Below are 20603 nucleotides of genomic sequence, written 5' to 3'. Positions count from 1 at the left end.
TAGGAGGTTTTTATAATGATACCTTTATGTATACCAGAAATTAAAGGCAATGAGTTAAAATACGTTAAAGACTGTATAGATACTAATTGGGTCTCTTCAGTAGGAAGTTATGTTAATCTATTTGAAGAAAAATTTAGTGAGTATGTAAGTAGCAAAAGTGCTGTAGTTACAATGAATGGTACGGCTGCGCTTCAACTTGCATTATTAACTCTTGGAATAGGAGATGGAGACGAGGTTATAGTCCCATCACTTACATTTATATCTCCAGTTAATACAATAAAATATGTAGGTGCAGAACCAGTATTTGTAGATGTATGCCGTGACACATTTGTTATGGATGCTTCTAAAATAGAAGAGTTAATAACATCTAAAACAAAAGCTATAATGCCAGTACATATTTATGGTCACCCTGTAGATATGGTTAAAGTAATGCAAATAGCGAAAAAACATAATTTATTTGTTATAGAAGATGCAACAGAATCGCTAGGTTCTACTTGCAATGGGAAAATGGCAGGAACAATAGGTGATATAGGGTGTTTTAGTTTTAATGGTAATAAGCTTATAACTACTGGGGCAGGTGGAATGCTTGTAACTAACAATTTAGAGCACGGCAAGCGGGCAAAATTTTTGTCTACTCAGGCAAAAGTAGTTACTGAAAATAAAGCATTTTATCATTCAGAAATAGGATATAATATGAGAATGCCAAATCTTTTAGCTGCATTTGGAGTAGCTCAACTTGAGAATGTTAAAGACTATTTAAAAACTAAAAGAGAAAATGCATTGTATTATAACAAGCTTCTAGGTGAAATTAAAGGAATTACATTGCCAGCTGAAAGAGAAAATGTGGAAAACTGTTACTGGTTATATTCAATCCTAGTTGAAGATGAATATGGTATAACTCGTGATGAACTTATACAAAAACTAAATTTCGTTAAAATAGAGGCGAGACCTTTCTTTATGCCTATCCACGATATGCCTCCATATAAGGGGAGTAGACATGGCGATTTAACTGTTACAAATGAACTTTACGCACGAGGAATAAATCTCCCAAGTTCTGTAGGGCTTACAAAAGAAGAGATTAGCAAGGTATGTGAAACAATAAAAAATAGTGTAGTTTAAATTAGGGTTTAGAAAATAAGAGAGCAATAACATTATGGATAATAAATTCATAGTGTTGTTGCTTTCTTTATGTATGGTTTAAATAGTATTTGTAATAAAAATGAACATTTACCGTAATGATGCAAAGAAACCAAATAAGACATGTAAACATAAGATAAATTAGTAGAATATATATAAATATAATATAAAATGTAGTTAAAGCTAATATATATGTAAAGAATATGGCAAATTAACCGATAGTAAAGTGTGTAATTATACTTAATAGCTTTATTAATTATGATAATTAAAAATCTTATATTATGAATAGAGAAGAGGAGTGTTAAAATGAATTTTTTTGTTAATCTAGGTGTAAAGAAAAAAATTGTGTCAGTATTTTCAGTTGTTTGTATTTTTATAATTTTAATTGGAGTAGAGGGAATAATAAGTTCAGATAAGATAAATGATGGTTCTATGTCTATATATAGCAATAATCTACAAGCGATAAAAAATCTTGAGGAGACTAAAGGAAATGTAAATAGTATTAGAGCAGAAATGCTTAGAATTGTTTTTGAAAGAGATAAATCAAAATTAGATGAAGAGACAAATAATATAAATGATTTAACAAATGAAGATGTAATATACGAAAAGGATTACTTAAGTACTCCTTTTACATCAACAGAAGAGGAAAAAGCTTATAATGATTATAAAAATGACTTAACAAAATATAGAGAAGGAAGGACTACGGTAATTGATCTTGTAAAAGCTAATAACTATTCGGAGGCAACGAATGTTAATATAAAGCTTGATATAATAAGAATTTCAATGTCTAATAATTTAGGAAAGTGTATTGAAATAAATGTTAAATCTGCTGAGAAAGCAAACTTAGATAATATTGCTCAATTTAGCAAAGCTAGAAATACAATTATACTTTTTACGACTATAGCATTTTTGATTATAATTTTTATGGCTTATTTATTAAGTAAAAATATAGTAAATCCATTAAAGAAAATAAAAGATTTAGCAGGAAGATTATCTAGTTATGACTTTTCTGGAATAATGACGATTACAAGGAAAGATGAATTTGGACAAACTGGTATCGCATTAAACGCTGCTCAGGAAAATATTAAAGAATTAATAAAAGAAATAATGGATAATTCATCGGATATGAGTGCCTCGTCTGAAGAACTTTCAGCCACGGTTGAGGAAATAACCGCTAAAATAGAAATTGTAGATAATTCAACAGTGGAGATAAATAGGTCGGTTCAAGAATCCAGCGCTACATCTGAGGAAATAACTGCTTCTGTTGAAGAGGTTAATTCAAGTATGGAAGCACTATGTTCAAAGGCTATGGAGGGTAGCAGTAATGCGTCGCAAATTAAAGAAAAAGCAAAAGTAGTTAGGAGAGAGGCTAATAAAGCGCTTGAAAACAGTAAGAGTATCTATGAAGCAAAGGAAAAAGGAATATTAAAAGCCATAGAAGATGGAAAAGTTGTAGATGAAATAAAGATTATGGCGGATGGAATTGAAGATATTGCATCACAAACTAATTTACTAGCACTAAACGCTGCTATTGAAGCAGCAAGAGCAGGGGAACAAGGAAAAGGATTTGCGGTAGTTGCAGATGAAGTAAGAAAGCTAGCAGAACAATCATCTGAAACTGTAAATACAATTCAAGGAACTATAGTAAAAGTTCAAGATGCATTTAAACATTTATCTGAAAATAGTAATGATATTCTTAAATTTATTATAGAAGATATTACACCAGTATTAGAACAATATGCTGAGGCTGGAAAACAATATGGTGAAGATGGGGAATTTGTAAGTTCAATGTCAGAGGAAATAGCAGCTATGTCAGAAGAAGTGGAAGCCTCAATAAATGAAGTTAGTGCGGCAGCTCAAGTTTTGGCACAGAGTTCGCAAATTTCTGCAGAAAACACAGGAAATATTCAAATTAGTATTGATGAAACCTCAAAAGCTATGGAGCAAGTATCTCAAACATCTCAAATGCAAGCGGAACTTGCACAAAAGCTCAATGAGATGGTACAGAAGTTTAAGATTTAGAGTACGATTTATTATATAACTTAAAGCATAAGTATCTACAATAACAAAAGTGCCAGGTATGATCTAATTTCATACCTGGCACTTTTGTTATTTCAAAATTTAGAATCAAAATAATGTGTTTATTGTGATCTTCTTTATAATAAAATTTTCTATAAACCGTTTATTGACTTAATTAAGGCAAGGTGTAATAATGAAGGTAACGTTTACAATAGTTAGGGTATAATAAGTAAACGGTATAATAAAATAACCATATATGAATACACCAAGGGGGAATTATATATGACAAAAGTTATGAAAACTATGGATGGAAATGAAGCTTGTGCTTATGTATCATATGCTTTTACAGAGGTAGCAACAATTTATCCAATAACACCATCTTCACCAATGGCTGAGCATGTAGACGAATGGTCGGCTAAAGGAAAGAAAAACCTTTTTGGTCAAACAGTAAAACTCGTAGAGATGGAATCAGAAGCAGGGGCTATAGGCGCAGTTCATGGGTCTCTTGAAGCAGGAGCTTTAACTACATCTTATACGGCGTCACAAGGATTGCTTTTAATGGTTCCTACAATGTATAGAATTGCAGGACAATTAAAGCCTGGAGTATTACATGTAAGTGCTCGTACAGTAGGCACTCACGCACTTTCAATTTTTGGGGATCATTCAGATGTAATGTCTTGCCGCCAAACAGGTTTTGCAATGATGTCTACAGCAAGTGTACAAGAAGTTATGGATTTATCTGGTGTTGCACATTTAAGTGCAATTAAAGGACGTGTACCATTTTTACACTTCTTTGATGGTTTTAGAACTTCTCATGAAATTCAAAAAATTGAATGCCTTGAATATGATGATTTAGCTAAACTTATAGATCAGGATGCCCTTAATGCATTTAGGAAAAATTCTTTGAATCCCGAAAGACCTGTTCAACGTAGCACAGTACAAAATCCTGATATCTTCTTCCAGGCACGTGAGGCAAGTAATAGGTTTTATGACGCGATTCCTGGTATTGTAGAAAATTATATGAATGATATTAATAAAATTACAAAAAGAAATTATAAATTATTTAATTACTATGGTGCAACTGATGCAGATCGAGTAATTATCGCTATGGGTTCTGTATGTGGAGCAATAGAGGAAACAATAGATTATTTAAATGCAAATGGCGAAAAAGTCGGTCTTGTTAAAGTACATCTATTCAGACCATTTTCAGTGGAGCATTTGTTAAAGGCAATTCCGCAAACAGTTAAAAACATTGCTGTTTTAGATAGAACTAAAGAACCAGGGTCAGCAGGCGAACCACTATTTGAAGATGTGTGTACTGCCTACGTAAACAAAGAAGTTCGTCCAAAACTTTATGGAGGACGTTATGGATTATCATCTAAAGATACAACACCTGCTCAAATAGTTGCGGTGTATGAAAATCTTAAGCAAAGTACACCTAAAGATCACTTTACTGTTGGAATTAATGATGATGTAACACATCATTCAATCCTTGTTGGTGAAGAGCTTGATGTTTTATCAAAAGGAACAATTAGTTGTAAGTTTTGGGGACTTGGTTCTGATGGTACAGTAGGAGCAAATAAAAACTCAATAAAGATTATTGGTGATCATACAGATATGTTTGTTCAAGCTTATTTCGTTTTTGATACAAAAAAATCTGGTGGCGTAACACAATCGCACTTACGTTTTGGAAAAGAGCCTATACGATCAAGTTATCTTGTAAAAGGAGCAGATTTTATTGCATGTCATAATTCTTCATATTTAGAGAAGTATGATATAATTTCTGACTTAAAATATGGAAAAACATTTTTATTGAATTGTTCCTGGAAGGGTGAAGAATTAGAAAAATATCTTCCAAGTAAAGTAAAACAATATATTGCTAAAAATAACATAGAGTTTTATACAATTGATGCCTCGCGCATTGCTAAAGAGCTCGGTTTAGGTAGGCGTTCCAATACTGTGCTTCAAGCTGCTTTCTTCAAATTAGCGAACATTATACCAATAGATGATGCAGTGGAGTATATGAAGAAATCTATATACAAAAGTTATAGTAAAAAAGGTGATATTATTGTTAATATGAACTATGGGGCAGTAGACAAAGGTATTGAAGGTGTAGTAAAAGTAGAAGTTCCAAGTGTCTGGGTTAATGAGGTCGAGGAAGCTTCAGCAGAAGCTATAGATGTTCCTGATTTTATTAAAAATATTCTTATACCTGTCAATGCTCAAAAGGGAGATAGTATTCCAGTAAGTGCTTTTATAGGAATGGAGGATGGTACGGTACCGCTAGGTACATCGGCCTTCGAAAAAAGAGGCATAGCTACAGAGGTTCCATCATGGAATGTAGATAACTGTATTCAGTGTAATCAATGTTCATTTGTGTGTCCACATGCTGCAATAAGACCATTTTTGGCAAGTACTCATGAAGTGGAAAATGCACCAGATGGATTTAAATTAAAGGGAGCCACGGGAAAAGGCCTTGAAGATTATAAATATAGAATACAAGTTGACACATTAGATTGTACAGGTTGTGGAATTTGTTCTAATGTTTGTCCTGCTAAAGAAAAAGCTCTTACAATGGAACCTATCGAGACTCAGCAAAAGGAGATGGATAACTGGTATTATGCATTATCATTATCTAAGAAAGAAAACTGTGGTGACATTGCTACTGTAAAAGGAAGTCAGTTTGAAAAGCCATTACTTGAGTTTTCTGGGGCTTGTGCAGGATGTGGCGAGACCCCTTATGCTAAGGTAATTACACAATTGTATGGAGATAGGATGTATCTTGCTAGTGCAACAGGTTGTTGTCAGGCTTGGGGTGCGGCATCACCATGCGTGCCATATACAACAAATTCAGAAGGTCACGGACCAGCTTGGTCGAATTCATTATTTGAAAACAATGCAGAATTTAGTCTTGGTATGTGCTTAGCAGTGAACCAACAAAGGGAGCTATTAAAGTCAAAAGTAGAGAAAATTATTAATTTAACAAATGACTCAAATGTGAAGTCATCACTTAAAAATTGGATTGACAATTATAGTAATGGGAAAACATCAAAAGTTATAAGTAAGAAGGTACTTGAAGTATTAGAAAAAGCAAACTTAAGTAAAGAACTTAGGGAACTAGCAAATGAAATACTTGCAAGTAAAGAACACCTTGCTAAAAAGTCAATGTGGATGTATGGAGGAGATGGTTGGGCATATGATATTGGGTTTGGTGGTCTAGATCATGTTCTATCAAGGGGGGAGGACGTAAATATAATTGTATTTGATACAGAAGTTTATTCGAATACGGGTGGTCAATCATCGAAAGCAACCCCAATAGGTGCAGTTGCTCAATTTGCATCATCTGGTAAAAAGTTTAATAAGAAAGATTTAGGCATGATGGCAATGAGTTACGGTAATGTTTACGTAGCACAAGTAGCTATGGGAGGAAGTCAAAGTCAATTTCTTAAAGCAGTTATTGAGGCTGAAAATTATCCTGGTTCATCACTTATTATTGCTTATGCTCCATGTATAAGTCATGGCTTAAAAGGAGGTATGAGTACTACTCAGGCAAATACCAAACGTGCTGTTGAAGTAGGATATTGGCACCTTTATAGGTGCAATCCAGCTCTTGAAAAGGAAGGGAAGAATCCATTTATTTTAGATTCAAAGGAGCCAACAGGGAGTTTTCGCGAGTTTTTACTTGGTGAAGTACGTTATTCATCATTACTAAGAACTTTCCCTGAGAATGCTGAAGAGTTATTCGCAGCTGCAGAAAAAGCATCAAACAAAAGGTACCAAAATTATAGAAGACTTGCCAGTAACTAATGTATTTAAGTCTTCATGTAAAACAATATATGAATAACAAAAATAAACCTTACTCATGTTTTATGAGTAAGGTTTATTTTTGTTATGCTAAATTATATTAACTATTAACTGCAATTTTATTAACTTCTTCTATATAATCGCTCGCTTTTATAGGGTTATATTGACCTTCCCATTTGGATATAACTACGCAAGCAAGTGAATTACCAACTACATTTACTGCAGTTCTTGCCATATCTAAGATACGATCTATACCTGCTATGAATGCTAGACCCTCTACTGGAATACCGACAGAACCTAATGTAGCTAGGAGTACTACAAAAGATACCCCTGGAACACCGGCTATACCTTTTGAAGTAACCATTAATACAACCATTAGATTGATCTGCGTAAGGAGCGGTAAGTGGATACCATATAATTGAGCAATGAAAAGTGCTGCTATTGCTTGGTATAAAGTTGATCCATCTAAATTAAAAGAATACCCTGTTGGTATAACAAAAGATGCTATTGCCTTTGGACAACCGAATTTTTCCATTTTTTCCATAAGTTTTGGTAAAACTGCTTCAGAACTTGCAGTACTATACGCAAGGATTAATTCATCTTTTAAAAGTTTTATGAAGGTAAATATATTTATCTTAACTGCTTTAGCCACGAGTCCTAATACAACAATTACAAAAAATATCATTGCGCCATAAGTTGTTATAGCCAATTTGCCAAGTGGAATTAGAGCAGCAAGACCAAATTTTGAAACTGTTATGCCAATTAGTGCAAAAACACCAAATGGTGCAGTTTTCATTATTTGATTAGTTACCCAGAACATTGCCTGCGCAACACCTTCAAAAAAGCGAAGGACTGGTTTACCCTTTTCTCCAATTGCGCCGATTCCTAAACCAAACATAATTGAAAAGAATATAATTGATAACATATCTCCATTACCTAAGGATGCAAAAATATTTGTTGGGACAATATTTACAAAGGTATCTGCGAAACTATGATGTTGAACAGTTGATGCAGTATCTACATAGGTTGCAATACTTGTCTTTACAAGTGAATGCATATCTATTCCAGTTCCTGGATGAAATACATTTCCTATTAGTAAACCAAGACAAATTGCAACAGTAGTAATAACTTCAAAATAAAGAAGTGTTTTACCACCAAGTTTTCCAACTTTCTTTATATCGCCTACACCAGCTATACCAACAACTAATGATGAGAAAACAATTGGTACTACTATCATTTTAATTAATCTTAAAAAGATATCACCAATTGGCTTAAGGACAGTTGTTACTGTTGGATTACCATAAAATATTGCGCCTACAATAACACCTGAAATAAGACCAACAAGAATTTGCACAGCTAATGTAAATTTAATCTTCTTCATGAACATTTCCACCTCTTCTTTAACAAATATAGTCTTAAAGCTTTTGTATTTTTTGCCTTAGTGTATATTGTATATTATAAAGATGTAGTATGTCTATACAATTAATATTTTAGTTTGGTGTTTTAGGTTTTGCTCCCCAGCATTTGTCACAATTTAAGCAACAATGAGACGCAAAATTATTACAGTGCCCATTCTTAATTTGATTAGGTAAGTCTGAAGCTTTTTTTGATTTTTTCATCCATTTGAACATATTTTTTATTTCATTTTTTCCTTGTTTATCTAAAAGTATATTAGAGTCTATGATATATCACTCCTTAATATTTTTTAATTTAATTACTATGTTATACAGTATAATCCTTTTACTTATAATATGCAGTAACAATTGATACCGAGGTTAATAAAGGAATTTGTAGAAAAATAAAGTAATGAGTAGTATAATACAAATAATTGATTTAATTTTAAAATTATGTTAAAAATATTGACATATGACAGTATAATGCTATAAAAAAACAATTAGGAGGAACCATATGATTGAACCTGCTACTTTTCTTGTTGATGATCACGATGTGCCAGCACTTCACAATGTCATTTTACACCTTGCTAGCATTGGATACTGCGAAAGGAAAATTTGTGAGCGTCTAGGCCTCTCAGATTTAACTGAAGTTATGTGGCGTGCTCTGCCAATTTATCGTGAAGAACAACTGGTTACGCGTGATGCACTAAATTCAGCTATAGATTTTTTTTTCTTGCAGGGCATAATTTCGATAGATGAACTTAACCAAGTGCTTGATAATAATGAAAGAGATGTCCTCATTAAGGTAGGAATCATTTTAGTCCATAATAAAAAATGTTATGCACGTGCTTCACTATATCCTGTTGGGGATTATTTAGTTTTTTCGGATCATGCTTGGCCACAATTACCACATCCAGGAGTCCTAAATGTACCATATGATCAAGTAATGTACGTTGGCATCGACAGCCGCTGGTTAGCGCGAACTACTGTGCGTAACCCCGTGAGTTCGACTCTCGATCTTTGTACTGGATCTGGTGTTCATGCTCTTTTAGCAAGTTCGCACTCCAAGAGAGTGGTTGCTGTGGATATTAATCCTCGTGCCGCTCGATGTACTTATTTTAACGCAAAAGCATTAGGTTTAACTAATATTGAAGTTGCGGTGGGGGATCTCTTCGAGCCTGTTTATGATGAAAAATTTGATCTTATTACAGCTAATCCACCATTTGTTCCATCCCCAGTAGACACGCTCGGGTATCGCGATGGTGGAAACTCAGGTGAAGATATTTTACGACGAATTATAGTTGGATTACCGAATCATCTAGCTCCTGGTGGGAGTGCACAAATCATTACAGAACTCGGCGAACGTATGGATGAACCGCTGTCCAGTAGATTACGTGTATGGCTAAATGGTGCAAAGATGGACATTCTAATTCTTCGTCTTAGTGTTCATTCCGCTGCAAGCTATTCAATAGGACATGCTAATGGTGATGAGGACTACAATACTTTTCTAAATTCGGTGCAGGATTGGTCCAGCAATTTAAGAAAACAGGGCTATGTTCAAGTAGTTTCGGTTCTTATTACATTTAAGTGGAGTGATACTACACTAGGTGCACCATGGACCCGCGTTGAGGAATTGCAACCACCACATAATAATGCTGGCAAAGAGGTAGAGGCATTATTTATTCAGGAAGGGCTATCGCGAAAACTAAATTTATATGAGATACTTAAGCAAAGTAAGATGCGTCGCGCAGGTCCAATAGGGCTAACTGAGGCTCGATTACTTGGAAGTGAATTACGAACGAATTCTCAGGCTAATTTATTAGGAAGTGAGTTACCAATCTTTAGATGGCTTAATCATGTTGAAGGGGAAATCTTAGTTCTTATGGAGAAACCACTGACACTTTCTGAACTAATTGTGATTACCCAAGAACTTAACTTTCAGGAGGAAGATGTAATCTTAGCAATTAGATCGCTCATAAGAAATGGGTTCATTATAATGACTTAGGTTGAAAACAACTTATTAATAAAAAATATTTTTAGTTTTTGTATATTGAAATATAGCAAAAAACACCTGTTAATCTAGGTGTTTTTGTTTTTAATAAACATTTTATTAAAGAAAATATACAAATATATGAGTTAGGGATGATAAATGTAAGTTATGATATATTGTAAAGTTTGATAGTATTAATGAAACCGATTTCTTAATAAACAGAGTGTCATCATCAATTATTATTATGTCAAATTATAGCGGAATAAAAATATATCAAAACATAAAACAATATGGTAGTATATTAAAGGGATTACAAAATATTGAAATAATATATAAAAAAAGTCTTTTAAGTATAAGATACTTTATTATTATATATTTGTTGCAATATATAATTTCAATTAAACTGAAGGGTGATGCCATATGGATGATAATTTTGATGAACAGATAAAAGAACTGTTGAAAATGAGGATTAAAGAAAGTGAAGAAAAAGCAGAATTGGCAGCTAAGTTAATAAGGGCTAATAAAGAACTTGTAATTCAAAACGAAGAGAAAAGTAAACTGTCGGCAGAGTTAAATATTGCCAGTAAGGCACAGGGTGAATTTCTTGTTAACATATCTCATGAACTTAAAACACCTTTAAATGTTATTTTTTCAATAGCTCAATTATTTGATGTATATTGTAAAGATGGATCACTCGACGATAATAAAAATTCAATTGTAGAATATATAGAATCAATTAAGCAAAATTCATATAGATTAGCTAAAATTATTAATAATATAGTTGATTTATCAAAAATTGAAGCAGGATTCTTTAAATTAAATCTATCAAATCATAATATAGTAACAGTGGTAGAAGAAACAGTGATGGCTGCAACTACTTTGATTGAAGGTAAAGGTTTAAATATTACTTTTGATACGGATATAGAAGAAAAAAATATTGCTTGTGATGCAGAGAGAATAAAACGAATAGTATTAAATCTAATATCAAATTCTATAAAATTTACAGAAAGTGGTGATGAAATATTTGTAAACGTTATTGATAAAAATGAATTTGTTGAAATATCAATTAAAGACAATGGTATTGGCATTGAAGAGAAATATTTAGATGTGATATTTGATAGATTTAAACAGGTAGATAAATCTTTATCTAGAAATGCAGAAGGCACAGGTGTTGGTTTGAGTTTAGTAAAATCGATTGTAGAATTGCATGGTGGTAATATATATGCGCAGAGTAAATTTGGGGAAGGTAGCACATTTACAATAAGACTCCCGGCAGGCAAGGTACTTGATGAAAATATAATATATAGTAATGTCGCGAAAAATGGAAATGAAATTATACGAGTGGAGTTTTCAGACATTTATTCGTAAATCATATTATTGATTAAAGGCAGTTAAGATATAATTCTTAACTGCCTGGTATGGAGCTACTTTGTAATAACTTCATGAATTAATATTGGCTTAGTTGCATGGTCACTAATAGAGATATTTTCATATATTTTTGCTTTTACATCTTCTACATTTTCACGATTTGAATATATAGTTACAAGAGATTCACCCTTTTTTACCTTGTCGCCAACTTTTCTGCGTAGCATAAGGCCTACTGCTAAATCAATTTTATCTTCTTTTGTTGCCCTTCCTGCGCCAAGTAACATTGCTGCAACACCAATCTCATCAGCTACCATATTAGATACAAAACCACTAGCGAGAGCAGGAACATCAATTTTATATTTAGCTTGTGGTAAATTTTCTGGGTTATCCACAATTGTTTCATCTCCACCTTGATTTTTAATGAATACTTTAAATTTGTCTATTGCTTTACCATTTTTTATTACTTCAAGAAGCATTTTTCTCGCTTCCTCTAATGTTTTTGCTTTTTTAGCAAGCACTACCATTTGACTTCCAAGTGTTAGGACAAGTTCTGTAAGATCTTCAGGACCCTCTCCTTTTAATGTATCAATGGCCTCTTTTACCTCAAGTGCATTGCCAATTGCAAATCCTAAAGGTTGTGACATGTCAGAGATTATTGCCATTGTTTTTCTACCTACATTATTGCCGATTTGAACCATAGCATGTGCTAAATTTTCTGCATCTTTATCTGTTTTCATGAAAGCTCCTGCACCTGTTTTAACATCAAGTACTATTGCATTAGCTCCGGCTGCAATCTTTTTACTCATAATAGAACTAGCAATTAGTGGGATTGAATTTACAGTTCCAGTCACATCACGAAGAGCATATAATTTTTTGTCGGCAGGGGTTAAGTTCCCACTTTGGCCAACAACTGCAACTTTATCCCTATTAACTAAATCAATAAATTGTTCTATTGTTATCTCTACATGGAAACCACTAATAGATTCTAATTTATCAATTGTTCCACCAGTATGCCCAAGACCTCGTCCAGACATTTTAGCAACAGGTATATCTAAAGCAGCAACAAGGGGAGCGAGGACTAGTGTTGTTGTATCTCCTACACCACCAGTTGAGTGTTTATCAACTTTTATACCTTCAATTCCTGATAAATCAATAGTCTCTCCAGAATTAACCATTGCCATAGTTAAATCAGCCCTTTCACGATCATTCATATCTTGAAAATAAATAGCCATTGCGAGAGAACTTGCTTGGTAATCTGGAATAATTCCTTTAGTATAACCTTCTATAAAAAAATTAATTTCTTTTGTTGTTAATTCTTTACCATCACGCTTTTTCGAAATTATATCTACCATTCTCATTTTATTACCATCCTTTTTATTTTGATTTTATAACATTAATATTATATGGCTATATTATACAATTAAACCAACAACAGTTGCTGTTAATATACTAACTAAGGTTGCACCAAATAGGAGTTTTAGACCAAATCTAGCAACTACATTCCCTTGTTTTTCATTGAGCCCTTTTACTGCTCCAGAAATAATTCCAATTGATGAAAAGTTAGCGAAAGAAACTAAAAATACAGAAACAATTGCGGTTGTCCGCGTTGTTAAATGTATAGTACTAGTTGCCAAACTAGTCATTGCAACAAATTCATTTGATACTAATTTTGTTGCCATTATACTTGCAGCGGGTACTGCTTCCTTAAAAGGTACACCCATTAAAATAGCAAAGGGTGAGAATACATATCCAAGTAAATTTTGAAAAGAAATACCAAAGATACCTTTAAAGGCCATATTAATCATAGCAATTATGGCTACAAATCCAATAAGCATTGCTCCAACTATGATAGCTACCTTGAAACCATCCATAATGTATTCACCAAGCATTTCAAAGAATGATTGTTTTTTTTCTTCTTGAACTATTAATATATCTTCCTCTGGTGTTACTGTATATGGATTTATAATTGAAGATATAATAAATCCACCAAATAAGTTTAAAACAAGTGCAGTTACAACATATCTAGGTTTAATAAGAACCATATAAGAGCCAACTATCGACATAGATACCGTAGACATTGCTGATGCACAAAGTGTATAAAGTCTATGCTCTGGTAATAGACCAAGTTCTTTTTTTACAGAAATAAATACCTCTGATTGACCAAGAATAGCAGCGGCTACTCCGTTATAAGATTCTAGTTTACCCATACCGTTAATTTTACTTAAGCCGAGGCCTATATATTTAATTATAAAAGGAAGTATTTTAAAGTGTTGTAGAATTCCGATTAAAGCAGAAATAAATACTATTGGTAAAAGCACACCTATAAAAAATGTAAATTGGTTTGCGTTAACTAATCCACCAAATACAAAATTTACGCCCTCGCCAGCACACTTAAGTAATAATTGAAAACCATTTGCTATTCCACCCACTAGAAAATTACCAACACCAGTATTTAGTAATATAAATCCAAGTATGAATTGTAAAATAACCATTATAATGATAGGTCGGTATTTTACCTTTTTTTTATCAGTACTAGTAAACCATGCAAGTCCTAAGACAACAATTAATCCGAGAATTCCAATAATATATTTCATTTTAAACCTCCTCTTATGCCTTATCAATAATAAAGCTTATTTGCACATTTGTAAAGTTGTGGGTGAAATTACGCATGATATATAGATATTTAAATATATATAGTTAAAGGATTATAAAAACATTTATAGAATTCTTTATAAATAACATACAAATTATGGGAGATGATTAAGTTTGAAATTAAAAACAGCAACACTAATTGCTTCAATTGGAACATTTTTCATGGTATTATCTGAAATTTATTATACTTTTATAAATGCAGATGGAACAGGTAAAGTGTTCGGGCTTTTTTATTTATTTGGGATGATATCTTTATTTATATTTTTTATAACCTTATATTCAAAACAAAAGGAGAAATAATATATGGGTAATCTTAATGAAATTTTAGAAATTCGAAAAAAAGCATCAGATGGTAATATTAGAGTAATTAATAAAAGAAGTACAATTGGATTTACAATAAAATTAATAGGTTGGATTGTAGCTGGAGTGGGAATATTTGCTGGTCTAATTCTTGGACTTTTATTAACTACTCCAGCGAGTGGTGTAATATCAAATCCCAATCCTTTAAAATGGGTATACGCAATTGCAATTATGGTTTCTTCTTTTATAAGTGGATTTTTATTTATCGGTTTTGGTGAAATAATAATTTTATTAAATGATATTCGATATAATACTAAATTAAAGTAACATTTATTGTATATAGAGAATATAATTAAATAGTAAGATAAATTAAGCGGAATATATATATAATATATTCTGTATTTTTTATTAATTTAAGAAGTTGTAAAAAAACTCATAAACACGTGTTAATAGAATATAATGTAAGAATTAGAGGTAATTGACGCTTATATGATTATTGATATATTTAAATATTTTATATAAAATAGAATTGTACAAACATAGGGGGGATGAACAATGAAATTTGGTTATTTTGATGATGAAAAAAAAGAGTATGTTATTACTACACCTAAGACTCCGTATCCATGGATTAATTATCTTGGAACAGATGATTTTTTCTCGCTAATTTCAAATACTAGTGGTGGCTACTGCTTTTATAAGGATGCGAGGCTTCGAAGGTTAACTAGATATAGGTATAATAGTGCACCAGTTGATAGTGGGGGAAGATATTATTATATAAATGATGGTGGCGACGTGTGGACACCAGGATATATGCCAGTGAAAACTGAATTAGATTCCTATGAATGTAGACACGGACTTGGTTATACTAAAATAAAAAGTGCAAGAAATGGTATTGAAGTAGAGCAATTAATGTTTGTCCCTTTAAAGTATCATGGCGAAGTTAACCAACTTAAAATAAAAAATACATCAAATGATATTAAGGAAATTAAGATTTTTTCATTTATTGAGTTCTGCTTATGGAATGCTTATGATGATATGACTAACTTCCAAAGGAATTTTAGTACTGGTGAAGTTGAGATAGATAATTCTGTAATTTATCATAAAACAGAATATAGAGAAAGACGTAATCATTATTCATTTTACGGCGTTAATACAGATATAGATGGGTTTGATAGTGACAGAGAGTCATTCCTCGGATTATATAATGGATTTGATTCACCACAAACAGTTATGAAAGGTAAATCTAATAATTCTGTAGCGAGTGGATGGTCACCTGTAGCATCACATAGTAAAACATTAAGACTTAAACCTGGAGAAGAAACAAGTTTGATCTTCATAATTGGATATGTAGAAAATGAGGAAGAAGACAAGTGGGAAAGCCCTGGAGTTATTAATAAGACTATTGCTAAAGAGATGATAGCAAGGTTTAGTACGGATATTCAAGTAGAAGAGGGGTTAGAAGCTTTAAATAAATATTGGCTTAATTTATTATCAAAATATATTATAAAAACGGATGATGATAAGCTAGACCGTATGGTTAATATATGGAATCCCTATCAATGCATGGTAACGTTTAATATGTCTAGAAGTGCGTCATATTTTGAATCTGGAATTGGAAGAGGAATGGGATTTAGAGATTCTAATCAGGATTTACTTGGATTTGTGCATCAGATTCCAGGTAGAGCGAGAGAAAGAATACTGGATATAGCAGCAACGCAATTTGAGGATGGTGGAGCTTATCACCAATATCAACCATTAACTAAAAAGGGTAACTTTGAAGTTGGTGGAGGATTTAATGATGATCCGTTATGGTTAATATTAGGCACTGCAGCCTATATAAAGGAAACAGGAGATTTTAGCATACTAAATGAACTCGTGGCTTTCAATTGTGATGATAACATAAAAGATACACTCATGGAACATTTAAAACGTTCTTTCTATCATGTTGTAAATAATCTTGGACCTAACGGACTTCCTCTAATTGGAAGAGCTGATTGGAATGATTGCTTGAATTTAAATTGTTTTTCCACAGAACCAGATGAATCGTTTCAAACATTTGGAGACCCAGATGGAAGGATTGCTGAATCTGTTCTAATAGCTGGAATGTTTGTATTTATAGGACCGGAATATGTAGAATTATGCAAAAGATTTGACCTGATTTCTGAGGCTACAATAGCGCAGAATCACATTGATAAAATGAGGGAAACTGTTATGGAAAAAGGCTTTGATGGAGAATGGTTTTTAAGGGCATATGATGCGTTTGGAAATAAGGTGGGTAGCAAGGATAACGATGAGGGTCAAATATATATTGAATCACAAGGGTTCTGCGTAATGGCAGGCATTGGGGTAGAAGAAGGTTTAGCTTTAAAAGCATTAGATTCTGTTAAGGAAAAATTAGATACTAAATATGGAACAATGCTTTTGACACCAGCTTATACAAAGTACGATTTAAACATTGGCGAAATTACATCTTATCCACCAGGTTACAAAGAAAATGCTGGGATATTCTGTCACAACAATCCATGGATAATGATTGCTGAAACAGTTTTAGGTAGAGGGGATAGGGCATATGATGTATATAAGAAAATAGCTCCAGCTTTTATTGAAGACATAAGTGAGATTCATAGAACTGAGCCATATGTTTATTCACAAATGATAGCAGGGAAGGATGCAGCAAGGCAAGGTGAAGCTAAGAATTCTTGGCTTACAGGAACTGCTGCATGGAACTATTTTGCAATTACTCAATTTATTCTAGGGGTGAAGCCAGAGTATGATGGGCTTCGTGTAAATCCTTGCATTCCAAAAGAGTGGAATGGTTTTGAGATTGAGAGAACATATAGAGGCGATATATATAATATTAAAATTAATAATTCGCATCATATTTGTAAAGGTGTTAAATTAGTTACAGTGGATGGAAAAGCTATACAAGGAGATATACTACCTGTATTTGGTGATGGATGCGCACATAAAATAGAAATAGAAATGGGAAATTAACCATTTAAGGAGGGTTTCCCTCCTCATTCTTTTGAAATAGAAGACCTAAGAGCTAGTTATATAAGTGTATATGTATTAAATAGTGCGTTAACTGATTCTAAAACAGTAAAAATGGTTATATATTATAGAGGGACCAATTAATAGCGTAATGTAAATATTAGATAGTTTTAAATTCTAAAAAATGTAAACGATTCTGCAAGAAAATGAGCAATTCGGATGTAAATAGAGTAAATTATGTTAAAACATGGTTATCTGAGGAAATCTAGACATATTATAATTTGAAAAGCATGAGAAATTATAGTACTATTACATTATAAACACGCGTTTAAATTCTAAAAAGAGGTGTGGAATGAATAGTATAGATATTGCAAAAATAGCAGGAGTTTCAAGAAGCACCGTTTCAAGGGTAATTAACAATTATGATAATGTTCCAGACGAAACTAGAAAAAAGATTCAGCAGATAATAAAAGAAAATAATTATGTACCACATGCATCTGCTAGAATGCTTGCTGGGGTTAAAAACAGAATAATTGGTCTTTTTATAATTGATATGAAAACGGATACTAATGGCAAGCAAGTTACTAGTAGTTCTTACTTTACACCATTTACTGGATCGGTCATCGAAAATGCAAGCAAAATGGGTTATAACGTACTTGTTTCTATAGTAAGTAAACAAAAGGATTATAAAAAAGTTAAAGAAATTTTCTATAATAAGACGGTGTCTGGTGGAATATTTATAGGAGAAAAAAATGGAGAGCCAGAAATAAAAGAAATTATAAATTCTGGTTGTAGGGTTGCATTATTAGATCAAGCAGTGAAATCAGATGAAGAAGTTTATAATAAATGTATAATTGTAAATGCTGATAACTACTACGGTGCATACAAAGCTACTAATTATTTAATTGGACTTGGGCATTCGAATATTGCACATATAGTAGGAATATCTGAAAACTTATCAGGTATAGAAAGATTTAATGCTTATAAAAACGCATTAACAGATGCCGGGATTGCTGTAAAAAGTAATTTAATTGTTAAAGGCGATTTTACAATCAATGGAGGATATAATGCTACAAAAAAACTTCTCCAAAAGGAAATACCTACTGCAATATTTTGTGGAAATGATATGATGGCAATAGGAGCTATACAAGCTATTGAAGAAGCGAATCTAAATGTTCCAGAAGATATATCTATAGTTGGATTTGACGACATAGAGGTTGCAAGATATATAAATCCAGCGCTTACAACTGTAAGGATGAAACTTCTTGAAATGGCATCAATTGCAACAAATACTCTAATAACATCAATCGAGAGTAATTCAAATTTTTCAGCAAATTATACGTTACCTATTGACTTGATTGAAAGAAATTCATGTAAGGCTCTAAAATAAATTAGTTTATATGCAGCGACCCAGGAGATGATTAATCCATATTAAACACGAGTTTATTAGAGTTTGGTTGATATTATAATATTCTTTTTATGAATGTTATTTATTAATAGATAAAAGATTTAAGGGGGGGGACAATAATGAAAAAAAATTATTTGAAGAAATTTGCATTGTTAACTTTATCAACAATAATGGCTACTTCAATGTTAGCTGGTTGTGGATCAAGTACGGCTACAAAAACAGATTCAGGCTCAAAAGCAGCAACTACAGGGGCGGCTAAAGCACCAGCGGACTATACGGGAACTATAAAGATATGGTCATGGAATACTGAACTTAAGGATTTAGGTATTATAGCTAAGTTTAACAAAGTTTATCCAAATCTTAAAGTTCAACTTGTTTCAATACCAAATGATAATAGTGCATATGTAACTAAGATATCTTCTACAATGAGTGCTGGCGTTGGCGGACCGGATGTTTTTTTAGCAGAATCTGCTTATGTGAAAAAATTTACAAATTTAGACTTTTATGAGGATTTGACAAAGGCGCCTTATAATGCAGAGACACTTACAAGTAAAATGGTACCGTATACTGTAGAACTAGGACGTAATGAAGGAGATAAATCAATTAGAGCTTTAACTTGGCAGGCAACACCAGGTGGATTCTTCTATAAGAGAAGTATAGCTAAACAGTATCTTGGAACAGATGACCCTGCTGCTATTCAAAAAATGATGACAACAACAGAGGACTTTATCAAATTAGGAGAGACTCTTAAAACGAAGAGTAATGGATCAGTTAAGTTATTAGCTGGATATAATGAATTAGTTAATGTAGCTATTGGTAGCCGTACGCAAGGGTGGGTAAAAGATAGTAAGTTAACTATCGATGCTAAAATGATGGATTATATCGATCAAGCAACTAAAATTAGAAAAGAAGGTTTAGATGCTAAGTTTACTCAATGGACACCAGCATGGACTGGATCTATGTCAGATAAAACAACATTTGGATATATGCTTCCAACTTGGGGACTTCCTTTTACTTTAGGAATAAATGCTCCAAAAGAAACAGGCAATTATGCATTCGTAAAAGCTCCAACACCATACTATTGGGGTGGAACTTGGCTTGGAGTATCTAGCAAGAGTACACAAAAAGATAATGCTTGGCAGTTTGTTAAGTATATAACTACAAATACAGATTTTATGGAAGCACAGGCAAAAGATAAAGGTGACTTCATGAATAACGTAGATGTTCAAGCTAAATTATCAAGTACAGATGCAGGAAATAATGCATACTTGAAAGGTGAAAATGTATATAAAGTATACACGGAACTTGTTAAAGGCATTGATGGTAAATTGTTTACACAATATGACGATACAATTAACAATGCTTGGAATAAACAAATAGATTTATTAATAATAGGTAAAACAGCTTCAAAAGAGGATTTTCTTAAAAAATTTAAAGCTGATGTAGTAAATGCATATCCGGATATTAAAGTAGATTAGTTAGATGACATGTAAAAGTAAATAGTAATTAGCCTTATTAACTGTTTTTTAGTAAATAAGGC

Annotated in this window: 13 protein-coding genes; 10 read left to right on the top strand and 3 right to left on the bottom strand. The window is 32.5% G+C overall.

From position 1 onward, the window contains the following. Window positions 1-15: 15 nt before the first annotated feature. The 3 genes from LL038_RS08165 (at window position 16) to nifJ (ending at window position 6963) form a co-directional block, all read left to right on the top strand. A complete protein-coding gene (locus tag LL038_RS08165) occupies window positions 16-1119 on the top strand; it encodes a LegC family aminotransferase (RefSeq protein ID WP_216126459.1) in 1104 nt (367 codons plus the stop codon). A 324-nt stretch (window positions 1120-1443) separates the two neighbouring features. Continuing rightward, window positions 1444-3159, top strand: a complete 1716-nt coding sequence (locus tag LL038_RS08160) for a methyl-accepting chemotaxis protein (protein WP_216126462.1) — start codon at window positions 1444-1446, stop codon at window positions 3157-3159. A 279-nt stretch (window positions 3160-3438) separates the two neighbouring features. Beyond that, window positions 3439-6963 carry a pyruvate:ferredoxin (flavodoxin) oxidoreductase gene (gene nifJ, locus LL038_RS08155; protein WP_216126465.1) on the top strand — a complete coding sequence of 1175 codons (3525 nt, stop codon included), beginning with the start codon at window positions 3439-3441 and terminating at the stop codon, window positions 6961-6963. 97 nt (window positions 6964-7060) lie between these two features. Here nifJ and LL038_RS08150 read toward each other — a convergent pair whose 3' ends face one another. Then, window positions 7061-8341 (bottom strand): cation:dicarboxylate symporter family transporter, encoded by a 1281-nt coding sequence (locus LL038_RS08150; protein ID WP_216126468.1) that lies wholly within the window; start codon window positions 8339-8341, stop codon window positions 7061-7063. 527 nt (window positions 8342-8868) lie between these two features. Between LL038_RS08150 and LL038_RS08145 the strand changes: the two genes are divergently transcribed. Together LL038_RS08145 and LL038_RS08140 are read left to right on the top strand one after the other, a co-directional pair. Next, window positions 8869-10359, top strand: a complete 1491-nt coding sequence (locus tag LL038_RS08145) for a methyltransferase (RefSeq protein WP_326493442.1) — start codon at window positions 8869-8871, stop codon at window positions 10357-10359. A 405-nt stretch (window positions 10360-10764) separates the two neighbouring features. Beyond that, window positions 10765-11712 (top strand): sensor histidine kinase, encoded by a 948-nt coding sequence (locus LL038_RS08140; RefSeq protein ID WP_216126472.1) that lies wholly within the window; start codon window positions 10765-10767, stop codon window positions 11710-11712. A 56-nt stretch (window positions 11713-11768) separates the two neighbouring features. Here LL038_RS08140 and LL038_RS08135 read toward each other — a convergent pair whose 3' ends face one another. Further along, window positions 11769-13070, bottom strand: coding sequence for a pyrimidine-nucleoside phosphorylase (locus tag LL038_RS08135; RefSeq protein ID WP_216126474.1), 1302 nt, complete (start codon window positions 13068-13070; stop codon window positions 11769-11771). 54 nt (window positions 13071-13124) lie between these two features. Further along, a complete protein-coding gene (locus LL038_RS08130) occupies window positions 13125-14306 on the bottom strand; it encodes a NupC/NupG family nucleoside CNT transporter (RefSeq protein WP_216126476.1) in 1182 nt (393 codons plus the stop codon). A gap of 172 nt (window positions 14307-14478) precedes the next feature. On the opposite strand from LL038_RS08130, the gene LL038_RS08125 reads away from it, so the two are divergent. The 5 genes from LL038_RS08125 to LL038_RS08105 all read left to right on the top strand — a co-directional run bounded on the left by LL038_RS08125 (window position 14479) and on the right by LL038_RS08105 (window position 20541). After that, a complete protein-coding gene (locus LL038_RS08125; RefSeq protein WP_216126478.1) occupies window positions 14479-14664 on the top strand; it encodes a hypothetical protein in 186 nt (61 codons plus the stop codon). 3 nt (window positions 14665-14667) lie between these two features. Further along, window positions 14668-14991: a hypothetical protein gene (locus tag LL038_RS08120; protein ID WP_216126481.1), complete on the top strand. Its 324-nt coding sequence runs from the start codon at window positions 14668-14670 to the stop codon at window positions 14989-14991. Window positions 14992-15219: 228 nt separating this feature from the next. Beyond that, window positions 15220-17658: a GH36-type glycosyl hydrolase domain-containing protein gene (locus LL038_RS08115; RefSeq protein WP_216126484.1), complete on the top strand. Its 2439-nt coding sequence runs from the start codon at window positions 15220-15222 to the stop codon at window positions 17656-17658. Window positions 17659-18007: 349 nt separating this feature from the next. Continuing rightward, window positions 18008-19045: a LacI family DNA-binding transcriptional regulator gene (locus LL038_RS08110; protein ID WP_216126487.1), complete on the top strand. Its 1038-nt coding sequence runs from the start codon at window positions 18008-18010 to the stop codon at window positions 19043-19045. Between the two features lie 137 nt (window positions 19046-19182). After that, window positions 19183-20541: an ABC transporter substrate-binding protein gene (locus LL038_RS08105; protein ID WP_216126489.1), complete on the top strand. Its 1359-nt coding sequence runs from the start codon at window positions 19183-19185 to the stop codon at window positions 20539-20541. Window positions 20542-20603 lie beyond the last annotated feature (62 nt).

The sequence above is a fragment of the Clostridium estertheticum genome, assembly GCF_026650985.1.
In the GTDB taxonomy this organism is placed as follows: domain Bacteria; phylum Bacillota; class Clostridia; order Clostridiales; family Clostridiaceae; genus Clostridium_AD; species Clostridium_AD estertheticum_C.
The sequence above is the reverse complement of the archived record's forward strand: the minus strand, read 5'-3'. Positions and strand labels throughout refer to the sequence as shown.

What these genes read in the sequence shown, in the direction of transcription:
- LL038_RS08165 (WP_216126459.1), top strand. Translation starts at nt 16, where the DNA reads ATGATACCTTTATGTATACCAGAAATTAAAGGCAATGAGTTAAAATAC.
- LL038_RS08150 (WP_216126468.1), bottom strand. Translation starts at nt 8,341, where the DNA reads ATGAAGAAGATTAAATTTACATTAGCTGTGCAAATTCTTGTTGGTCTT.
- LL038_RS08140 (WP_216126472.1), top strand. Translation starts at nt 10,765, where the DNA reads ATGGATGATAATTTTGATGAACAGATAAAAGAACTGTTGAAAATGAGG.
- LL038_RS08145 (WP_326493442.1), top strand. Translation starts at nt 8,869, where the DNA reads ATGATTGAACCTGCTACTTTTCTTGTTGATGATCACGATGTGCCAGCA.
- LL038_RS08160 (WP_216126462.1), top strand. Translation starts at nt 1,444, where the DNA reads ATGAATTTTTTTGTTAATCTAGGTGTAAAGAAAAAAATTGTGTCAGTA.
- LL038_RS08110 (WP_216126487.1), top strand. Translation starts at nt 18,008, where the DNA reads ATGAATAGTATAGATATTGCAAAAATAGCAGGAGTTTCAAGAAGCACC.
- nifJ (WP_216126465.1), top strand. Translation starts at nt 3,439, where the DNA reads ATGACAAAAGTTATGAAAACTATGGATGGAAATGAAGCTTGTGCTTAT.
- LL038_RS08105 (WP_216126489.1), top strand. Translation starts at nt 19,183, where the DNA reads ATGAAAAAAAATTATTTGAAGAAATTTGCATTGTTAACTTTATCAACA.
- LL038_RS08135 (WP_216126474.1), bottom strand. Translation starts at nt 13,070, where the DNA reads ATGAGAATGGTAGATATAATTTCGAAAAAGCGTGATGGTAAAGAATTA.
- LL038_RS08130 (WP_216126476.1), bottom strand. Translation starts at nt 14,306, where the DNA reads ATGAAATATATTATTGGAATTCTCGGATTAATTGTTGTCTTAGGACTT.
- LL038_RS08115 (WP_216126484.1), top strand. Translation starts at nt 15,220, where the DNA reads ATGAAATTTGGTTATTTTGATGATGAAAAAAAAGAGTATGTTATTACT.
- LL038_RS08120 (WP_216126481.1), top strand. Translation starts at nt 14,668, where the DNA reads ATGGGTAATCTTAATGAAATTTTAGAAATTCGAAAAAAAGCATCAGAT.